The organism is Bradyrhizobium sp. (assembly GCF_036009065.1).
Taxonomy (GTDB): Bacteria; Pseudomonadota; Alphaproteobacteria; order Rhizobiales; family Xanthobacteraceae; genus Bradyrhizobium.
On sequence record NZ_DASYMN010000355.1, the window covers coordinates 1 to 8,839 of the forward strand.

Annotated in this window: 6 protein-coding genes and 2 pseudogenes; 1 reads left to right on the plus strand and 7 read right to left on the minus strand. The window is 65.1% G+C overall.

The features are described from left to right. The 6 genes and pseudogenes from mraY to rsmH form a co-directional block, all read right to left on the minus strand. A pseudogene (gene mraY, locus VGP39_RS21630) lies at positions 1-686 on the minus strand (phospho-N-acetylmuramoyl-pentapeptide-transferase); the annotation flags it as partial. Positions 687-696: 10 nt separating this feature from the next. Then, the gene (locus tag VGP39_RS21635; protein WP_327570135.1) at positions 697-2,133 is read right to left on the minus strand and encodes a UDP-N-acetylmuramoylalanyl-D-glutamyl-2,6-diaminopimelate--D-alanyl-D-alanine ligase; all 1,437 of its coding nucleotides are present in this window, start codon (positions 2,131-2,133) and stop codon (positions 697-699) included. After that, positions 2,130-3,578: a UDP-N-acetylmuramoyl-L-alanyl-D-glutamate--2,6-diaminopimelate ligase gene (locus tag VGP39_RS21640; protein WP_327570136.1), complete on the minus strand. Its 1,449-nt coding sequence runs from the start codon at positions 3,576-3,578 to the stop codon at positions 2,130-2,132. Before VGP39_RS21640 ends, VGP39_RS21635 begins: the two co-directional genes overlap by 4 nt. A gap of 201 nt (positions 3,579-3,779) precedes the next feature. Continuing rightward, the gene (locus tag VGP39_RS21645; protein ID WP_327570137.1) at positions 3,780-5,540 is read right to left on the minus strand and encodes a penicillin-binding protein 2; all 1,761 of its coding nucleotides are present in this window, start codon (positions 5,538-5,540) and stop codon (positions 3,780-3,782) included. Further along, on the minus strand, positions 5,537-5,917 hold the full coding sequence (gene ftsL / locus VGP39_RS21650; RefSeq protein ID WP_327570138.1) for a cell division protein FtsL: 381 nt from the start codon (positions 5,915-5,917) through the stop codon (positions 5,537-5,539). The genes VGP39_RS21645 and ftsL overlap by 4 nt, the downstream gene beginning before the upstream one ends. 2 nt (positions 5,918-5,919) lie before the next feature. Next, positions 5,920-6,915, minus strand: a complete 996-nt coding sequence (gene rsmH, locus VGP39_RS21655; RefSeq protein ID WP_327570139.1) for a 16S rRNA (cytosine(1402)-N(4))-methyltransferase RsmH — start codon at positions 6,913-6,915, stop codon at positions 5,920-5,922. Between the two features lie 531 nt (positions 6,916-7,446). On the opposite strand from rsmH, the gene VGP39_RS21660 reads away from it, so the two are divergent. Beyond that, positions 7,447-8,307: an N-acetylmuramoyl-L-alanine amidase gene (locus VGP39_RS21660; RefSeq protein ID WP_327570140.1), complete on the plus strand. Its 861-nt coding sequence runs from the start codon at positions 7,447-7,449 to the stop codon at positions 8,305-8,307. Between the two features lie 107 nt (positions 8,308-8,414). Here the strand turns inward: VGP39_RS21660 and VGP39_RS21665 are convergent. Next, positions 8,415-8,839 (minus strand): annotated as a pseudogene (locus tag VGP39_RS21665) (RNA polymerase subunit sigma-24); the annotation flags it as partial.

Below are 8,839 nucleotides of genomic sequence, written 5' to 3' on the forward strand. Positions count from 1 at the left end.
TTGCCGGCGAGATAGGAGATCATCCCGAAGCTCGCCGCCGCGATCATCACCGGGACGATGGCGAGGCCGTCGAGGCCGTCGGTGAGGTTGACGGCGTTGCCGGCGCCGACGATGATGAACGCGCCGAAGATGACGAAGAACCAGCCCAGATTCAGCACCACGTCCTTGAAAAACGGAATCACGAACGCGCTCGAAAGCGGATCGCGGCCGAGCCGGACCAGCGCGTAGCACGCGGCCCCCGCGATCAGCGTTTCCACGGCGATGCGGGTGCGGCCGGAAAATCCGGTATGGGTCTGCTTGGTCACCTTCAGGTAATCGTCGTAGAAGCCGACGAAGCCGAAGCCGAGCGTCACCGCCAGCACGATCCAGACATAGGGGTTGAGCGGGTTGGCCCACAGCAGCGTCGAGACCACCAGTCCCGACAGGATCATCAGCCCGCCCATGGTGGGCGTGCCTTTCTTGGTGACGAGATGCGATTGCGGACCATCTGACCGAATCGGCTGGCCCTTGCCCTGGCGCAGGCGAAGATTGTCGATGATCCAGGGGCCGAACAGAAAAACGAACAGCGCCCCCGTCACCATCGCGCCGCCGGTGCGGAAGGTGATGTAGCGAAACACATTCAGCAGCGCGCGGAATGGAACCAGAAAAGGCACGGTATTGGAAAGGTCGATCAGCCAATAAAACATTCAAACCGCCTTAAACCGCCATATCGTCGAGCGCGGCCTTGCCGGGAAAGCGTTTTTCGAGCGCGGCGACAATCGTCTTCATCTTCGAGCCGAGCGATCCCTTGACCATGATCACATCGCCGGCGCGGATCGCCGCCAGCACCTGCGATTCGAGCGCATCGGCGCTACCGGCATAGCCGCCCCGCTTGCCCGAGGAAAGGGCATCCCACAGATTGCGCATCAGCGGGCCACAACAATATACCAGATCGATATGATTGGCCCTGACCGCGTCGATCAGGCCGCGATGCAGTTGCGCAGCCGTGGCCCCGAGTTCGAGCATGTCGCCGAGCACCGCGATGCGCCGGCCATGCGCGCCGGCTGCGGCTGCGCCGAGTACGTTCAGCGCGGCGGCCATCGACGCCGGGTTGGCGTTGTAGCTTTCGTCGATCAGCGTGGCCTCGCCGCCTCCGACCTCCAGCGCCTGGCGGACACCACGGCCCGCCGCGGGCTGCGCCTGCGACAGCGCAAGGCCCGCGAGCGCCAGATCGGCGCCGGCCAGCGACGCCGCCGCCAGCACGCTGAGCGAATTCATCGCCATGTGGCGGCCGGGCATGCCGAGCTTGTAGGTCACGTCGTGACCGAGAATATCGGCATGAACCGCCGAGCAGGCCGCATGCAGCGACACGTCGATCAGCCGCGCATCGGATTTTTTATGCGCGCCGAACGAGACGATGCGCGAAATGCCGAGCTTCCTGGCGCGGCGCTGCAGCCGCGCGAATTGCGAATTGTCGCGATTGAGCACGACGGCGCCGCCGGGCTCAAGGCCTTCGAAGATTTCCGCCTTGGCGTCCGCAATCGCCTCGATGCCGGCAAAGAATTCCAGATGCACCGGCTCGACGGTGGTGATGACGGCGACGTGGGGGCGGACCATTTTGACCAGCGGCTCGATTTCGCCCGCATGATTCATGCCGATCTCGAAGATCGCAAAGCGCACCGTGGCCGGACAACGCGCCAGCGACAGCGGCACGCCCCAGTGATTGTTGAACGACGCCGCCGAAGCATGGGTCTCGCCCTGCGCACCGAGAACGCGCCGCAGCGCTTCCTTGGTCGAGGTCTTGCCGACCGAGCCGGTGACCGCAATGATCTTCGCACCGAGCCGCGCCCGCGAGGCGTGCGCCAGATCGACCAATCCGGCAAGCACATCGTCCACCACAAGCAGCGGCGCTTCGGCTGGAAAATTTCCGCGTTGCGCGGTTGCGACAACGGCGAGCGCGGCGCCTGCCTTCAAGGCCGCCATCACAAAATCGTGGCCGTCATGGACGTCGCCCTTGATCGCAAAGTAGGCTTCGCCGGGCGCAATGGTGCGGCTGTCGATGGAAAGGCCCCTGATCGCCTCCGGCAACGCGCCGCTCACGGTAGCGCGCATCGCCTCCGCCATATGGTGCGATGTCCACAGCGGCGCGCTCATGCGACCCTCGACGCCAGCGCCGCCGCCGCGGCCTCGTGATCGCTGAACGGGAGCGTGCGATCGCCGACGATCTGTCCGGTTTCGTGGCCCTTGCCGGCGATCAGCAACGCGTCGCCCGGCTGCAGGCCTGATATCGCGGTTCGAATTGCCTCGGCGCGGTCGCCGATATCCCTCGCGCCCTTCGCGGCACTCAAAATCGCAGCGCGGATCGCGGCCGGGTTTTCGCTGCGCGGATTGTCGTCGGTGACGATGACGCTGTCGGCATTCTCAGCGGCGATCTCGCCCATCAGCCGACGTTTGCCGGCGTCGCGGTCGCCGCCGGCGCCGAACACCACCACCAGCTTGCGCTTTGCGTAGGGCCGCAACGCCTGCAAAGCCTTGGCCAGCGCATCCGGCTTGTGCGCGTAATCGACAAAGATCGGCGCGCCGTTGCGTTCGCCGACGCGCTCCAGCCGCCCTTTTGCTCCCTCGAGATGTTCGAGCGCGGCGAACACCTGATCCGGATCGCTGCCGGTGCCGATGGCAAGGCCGGCGGCTACCAGCGCGTTTTCGATCTGGAATTCGCCGACCAGCGGCAATCGCAGATCGCGCTTGCGGCCGGCATGTTGGAGAGCGAGTTTCTGCGCAAAGCCGTCGATTGATGCGTCCACGAGACGAATACCCTCGCCTTTGCGTCCGACCGTCACGATCCGCAGCTTGCGGCCACGCGCGGCGTCGATCACGGCCTGCGATGAGTCATGATCCGCAGCGATCACCGCCGTGCCATCGGCACCAACCAGATCGCGAAACAGCCGCAGTTTTGCGTTGAGGTAATGCGCGACATTGGGGTGATAATCCATGTGATCGCGCGTGAGATTCGTGAAGGCGCCGGCGCCGATGCGGATTCCGTCGAGCCGGTACTGGTCGAGGCCGTGCGACGAGGCCTCCAGCGCGAGATGCGTGACGCCCTCGCCTGCGATTTCGTCGAGTTGGCGATGCAGTGCGATCGGATCCGGCGTGGTCAGCGATCCGTAGACGCTACGCTTCGGCGACACGAGGCCAATGGTGCCGATGCTGGCCGACGCATGCCCGAGCCGTTGCCAGATTTGCCGGGCGAAGGCGGCGACCGAGGTCTTGCCGCTGGTGCCGGTCACGGCGGCGATAACAGCGGGCTGACGGGAAAAGAATTTCGCCGCGGCCAGCGCCAGCGCGCGGCGCGGATTTGGCGTCGCCACCAATGGCACGCGGCCGTTTCGCTGCGGCAGATGGTCGCCTGCGATGGCAACGGCCCCGGAGGCAACGGCCTGATCGATAAAACGCACGCCGTCGGTCTTCGCGCCCGCCAGCGCGAAAAACAGATCGCCCGGTTTGACGGCGCGGCTGTCCACGGCGAGGCCGGTGACCGCAACCTCGCCGGCTTGCGCATCCATCACGGCGTCATCGCTGAACAGATCGCGAAGTTTCATGGTCTTCCTTCTCACCTCTCCCCGGAGGGGAGAGGTCGAAGCCGAAGCGCAGCGAAGGCTTCGGGTGTGGGTCTCTCCAAGCACTCGACCTCGTGGAGAGGCCCCTCACCCGCCACGCATCTGACGATGCGCGCGACCTCTCCCCTGCGGGGAGAGGTAACAACCACGGCGACTCGACTTCGAACCATCCTCCTCCAGCGTCTACTGGCTTGCCTTCGATGTCGCAAGAATAAGGCGCTCGGACGGCGGCAGATCGAACCGCGGCTCGATTCCGAGCAGCGGCGCAATCCGTTCGATCACCTTGCCCCCGGTCGGCACCGCGTTCCAGCCTGAGGTAATGAAGCCGTGGGTTTCCGGCAGCGCCTTCGGCTCATCCAGCATGATCAGCAACTGGAATTGCGGATTGTCCGCCGGCAGGATCGCGGTAAACGAGTTCAGCACCTGCTTTTTGGAATAGCGGCCATTGATGACCTTTTCCGCGGTGCCGGTCTTGCCGCCGATGTAATAGCCCTTGACGTCGGCCTTCTTGGCGGTGCCGATTTCGGCGTTCAGCCGCATCAGATAGCGAATCTTGTCGCTGGTGTCCTTTTTGACCACGCGCTTGCCGATCGCCAACGCCTCCTCTTCGCTGCGTTTCAGGAAGGTCGGCGGAATGAGAGTGCCGCCATTGATCATGGCGTTGATGCCCATCACCGCCTGCAGTGGCGCCACGGCCATGCCATGGCCGAATGCGATGGTGATGGTGTTGAGTTCGCCCCATCGCTTCGGCACCAGCGGCGACGCGCTCTCGGGGAGTTCGGTGCGCAGCCGGTCCAATTGGCCGACTTTCTTCAGGAACGCCCGGTGTGCCTCGACGCCCTGCGACAGCGCGACGCGCGCCGCGCCGACATTGGACGAGAACGTAAACACTTCCGACAGTGTGATGGAGCGGCCCAGCGGATGGGTGTCGTGAATGGCGAACTTGCCGTAGTGCAGTGCGCCGCGGGCGTCGAACAGCGAATTGAGATTGGATTTGCCGGAGTCGAGCGCCATCGCCAGCGTCAGGGTCTTGAAGGTCGAGCCCATTTCATAGACGCCGGTGGTAAGGCGGTTGATGCGGTCGGGATCGTGCGCCTCCTTCGGGTTGTTCGGATCGAAATCCGGCAGCGACACCATGGCGACGATTTCACCGGTCCTGACGTTGGACACCAGGCCGGATGCGGCCTTGGCCTTGAACTTTTCCTTGGCCTTCAGCAGTTCGTCGCGCAGCGCATGCTCGACGCGCAGGTCGATCGACAGCTCCACCGGCTTTTGCAGCCGGTCGGTGGCGAAACCGGCGCGATGCAGATCGGCAAGCCCGTTATTGTCGAGCCACTTTTCCATCCCGGCGATGCCCTGGTTATCGATATTCACCAGGCCGATCAGATGCGCAACTTCGGCGCCGGTCGGGTAGACGCGCTTGTTCTCGCGCAGAAAACCGATGCCGGGAATGCCGAGGCGATGAATGTCCTGCTGCTGCTTGGGCGTGATTTCACGCTTCAGCCAGACAAAGCCCTTCTTGCCCGACAGCCGCTCGCGCACTTCGGCGGTGTCGAGATCGGGCAATGTCGCGGTCAGAAGCTCGATCGCCTCGTCCTTGTCGATGATGCGGCGCGGCTCGCCGAACAGACTGGGCGCCTTGACGTCGGTGGCCAGCACCTCGCCGTTGCGGTCGACGATGTCAGGCCGCGCCGTCGCGATGGCATCCTGCGAGGCGGTGCGACGCGTGCCGTGATTGTCGCCTACCACGGCGAACATGATCAGGCGCGCCGCGATCACGGCATAGATTGCCGCGAAAGCCAGCATGGCGAAGCCGACGCGGGCGCGCGCCTTGGCGGCGCGATCGACGTTGCGTCCGTAGAGCAGGCTGCGGATCAGCCGCTGCCGCCAAGGTTCGGTCGACTTTTCCTTCGGCTTGGCGAGGGCGAGCGCCTGATCGGTCATCGCTGATCCTCCGGCGCCGGCACCGAGCCCGTCACGGTTTCAGTCTCGATGGCCTGCAGCATCGCGCCGATCGGATCGGGAGCGCCCTTCCTGAAGAAGCTCGGCGGGCGCTCCGGCAGGTTCTTCAACTGATCGAATTGGACGGCGGTGATCGGCTTCAGCGTCAGGTGCCGCTCGGCGAGGCCCTGCAGCCGCAGCGGCGCGTCGAGCTTCGCCCATTCGGCGCGCAGCGACGCGATGGCGTCGCGCTGCTCGCGAACTTCGGCATTGAGCCGCAGCACGCGCTCGGTGCGCGAGGTGGACTCCATCTTGATGCGGTAGACATAGGCCGCGGCGAATACCAGCATGGCGATGACGAGGAGGTGGATGATCCGCATGATCAGCCTGCCCCCATCACGTCGGCCAGTGACGGCCATTGCGGCAACACGCCGGCGGCAAACGCCGGCGCATCGGTACGCTCGGCGGCGCGCAGTTTGGCCGAACGCGCGCGCGGATTGGCGCGCACCTCATCGTCGCCTGCCGTGACCGGACGTTTGGTCAAAATGCGGAAGCTCGGCGCGGACTGCGCCATCTCGGGCAGATGCCGCGATCCGCCGCCGGTCTTGCCGCGGGCCCCGAGAAAATTCTTGACCATGCGGTCTTCCAGCGAATGGAACGACACCACCACCAGCCGGCCGCCGGGCTTCAGGACGCGTTCGGCCGCCGCCAGCGCCAGATGCAGTTCATCGAGCTCTTCGTTGACGAAGATCCGCAACGCCTGGAACGTCCGCGTCGCCGGATGAATCTCGCCAGGCTTTGCCCAGACCACTTTGGACACGATCTCGGCCAACGCCCGCGTGGTCGTGATCGGCGTTTCCTTCCGCGCCGCCACGACTGCGCGCGCGACCGCCCGTGAGTGACGCTCCTCGCCAAAAATGTAGATGATGTTGGCGAGATCGGCCTCGGATGCCCTGGCGACGACATCCGCCGCGGTCGGGCCATCATGTCCCATCCGCATGTCGAGCGGGCCATCGAGGCGGAAGGAAAAACCGCGGGCGGCCTCATCGACCTGCATCGAGGAGACGCCGACATCCATCACCACGCCGTCGACGCCAGCGACGCCTTGCGCGGCGCAGACCTCGGCAAGGTTGGAGAAGCGGTCCTCGACCAGGGTCAGCCGGCCGTTCGATCGATCGACCAGGTCGAAGCCGCCGGCAATGGCGGTGCGGTCGCGATCGATGCCGATCACCCGTGTATCCGCCGCTTCGAGAATGGCCCGCGAGTAGCCGCCCGCGCCAAAGGTGGCATCGAGATAGATCCCGCCGTCGCCGGGCTTAAGCATTGCGATGGCCTCCGCGCCCAGCACGGGGATATGTCGGGTTGCGGACGGACTCATTCCTGCGCCCCGGCGTGAACGGTAAAACTGTACGCGCGCAGGCCCATTTCGTCCCGAATGTCCGCTAGTTACGCGTCGCCGGCCCGCCAAGGGCGCCCCGCGCCCCGCGAATCTGGCCGGCAAACCCGGGTCTCCACATGGGATTTGATGGGTTGCCATGGGATTTGAGCGTCAATGGAACCTTGGCCGCCCCCGCCGGTTCGGCTCTTCACCCCTCAGTAACGTCATTTAGGCTTAAGAAAGCGTTGACGAACCGCGAACGGATTTAGCGCCGTCATGCCCGGGCTTGTCCCGGGCATCCACGTCTTGCTTTCTCGCCCAGCAAAAGATGTTGATGGCCGGGACAGGCCCGGCCATGACGAATTCCGGTGGTGGAAGGTGATGCGCGCCGTCCACACCTGGTTAAAAAAGGCTTAACGTATCGGCCTTATGATTGCGCTGATAGCATCGGGTCCGGATAGTAGAGCCAAGGCTGCAGTTCACTGAAAAAGAGAAATTGCCGCCGTTCTCCTGCCCGGTTTGAGTTGTCCGATGCCGCAAGGTTCGTTCGCGTCTGTTGGTTCCGATTCGAAGCGCCGACGCCCCCTCCCGCTTCCAAAGGGCAACGCGGACATGCAGCCATTCACTCCGGATTCCTCGGTCGTTTCCGACGTCATCCCGTCCGCCAATTACGGCGAGCGGGCCAAGGACCGCGCGCCCGACATGATCGTGCTGCACTACACCGGCATGCCCGATGTCGAGGGCGCGCTGGCGCGGCTGTGCACCGCCGGCACCGACGTCTCGGCGCACTACGTGGTGCTGGAAGACGGCCGCATCGTGCAATGCGTGCCGGAAGCCAGGCGCGCCTGGCACGCCGGCGCCTCGTCATGGGCGGGCGAAGAGGACGTCAACTCGTGCTCGATCGGCGTCGAGATCGTCAATCGCGGCCATGACTGGGGCTATCCGGAGTTTCCGCTGCGCCAGATCGCGGCCGTGATCGCGCTGTGCCGCGGCATCATGCTCCGACGCAATGTACCGTCGCATCGGGTGCTCGGACATTCCGACGTCGCGCCGGCGCGCAAGCAAGACCCCGGAGAAAAATTTCCCTGGCATTCCCTCGCCAATTCCGGCGTCGGCCATTGGGTGCATCCGGCGCCGATCGTGCGAGGCGAGACCCTGAAACTCGGCACCGTCGGCGACGACGTGCGCGGCATGCAGGAGGCGCTGAAGCGCTACGGCTACGGCATCGAGGTGAACGGCAAGTATGACGGCCCGACCGTGGAGGTAGTCACCGCCTTCCAGCGCCACTTCCGCCCCGCCCGCGTCGACGGCGTCGCCGATACTTCGACGCTGACCACGCTGCAGGCACTGCTGGCGAGCTTGCTGAGCGAAACCGCGGTCGCGTCGCGCTAGACTAGCAGCAAACGCCGTCATGCCCGGGCTTGTCCCGGGTATCCACGTCTTGCTTTCTCACACAGCAAAAGACGTGGATGGCCGGGACAAGCCCGGCCATGACGAACTCATAATCGGTGCTCGGCATCCAGTTCCGCCAGCCTGCGCGCATAAAGCCGCCGCAACGGCTCCAGTTGCGTCGCGGCTGACGCCGCGAGATAAGCCTCCCGCGCAGCTTCCCGCCGCCCCAGCCGGCGCAGCAGATCGGCACGCACCGCCGGCAGTAGCTCGTAGCCGTTGAGCCCGCCGCGCGCCTGCAGCGCATCGATCAGGTCGAGCGCGCGGGCCGGACCGTCGACCATCGACACCGCCGCGGCGTGATTGAGCTCGATCACCGGCGATGGGCTGATCCGCAGCAGCACTTCGTAGAGTCCCGCGATCTGCGGCCAGTCGGTGTCGTGATAATTCGGAGCCTGCGCATGGAGCGCGGCGATCGCCGCCTGCACCGCGTAGGATTCGGGCCGGCCCCGCTCGCTTAAAGCGCGCTGCACCA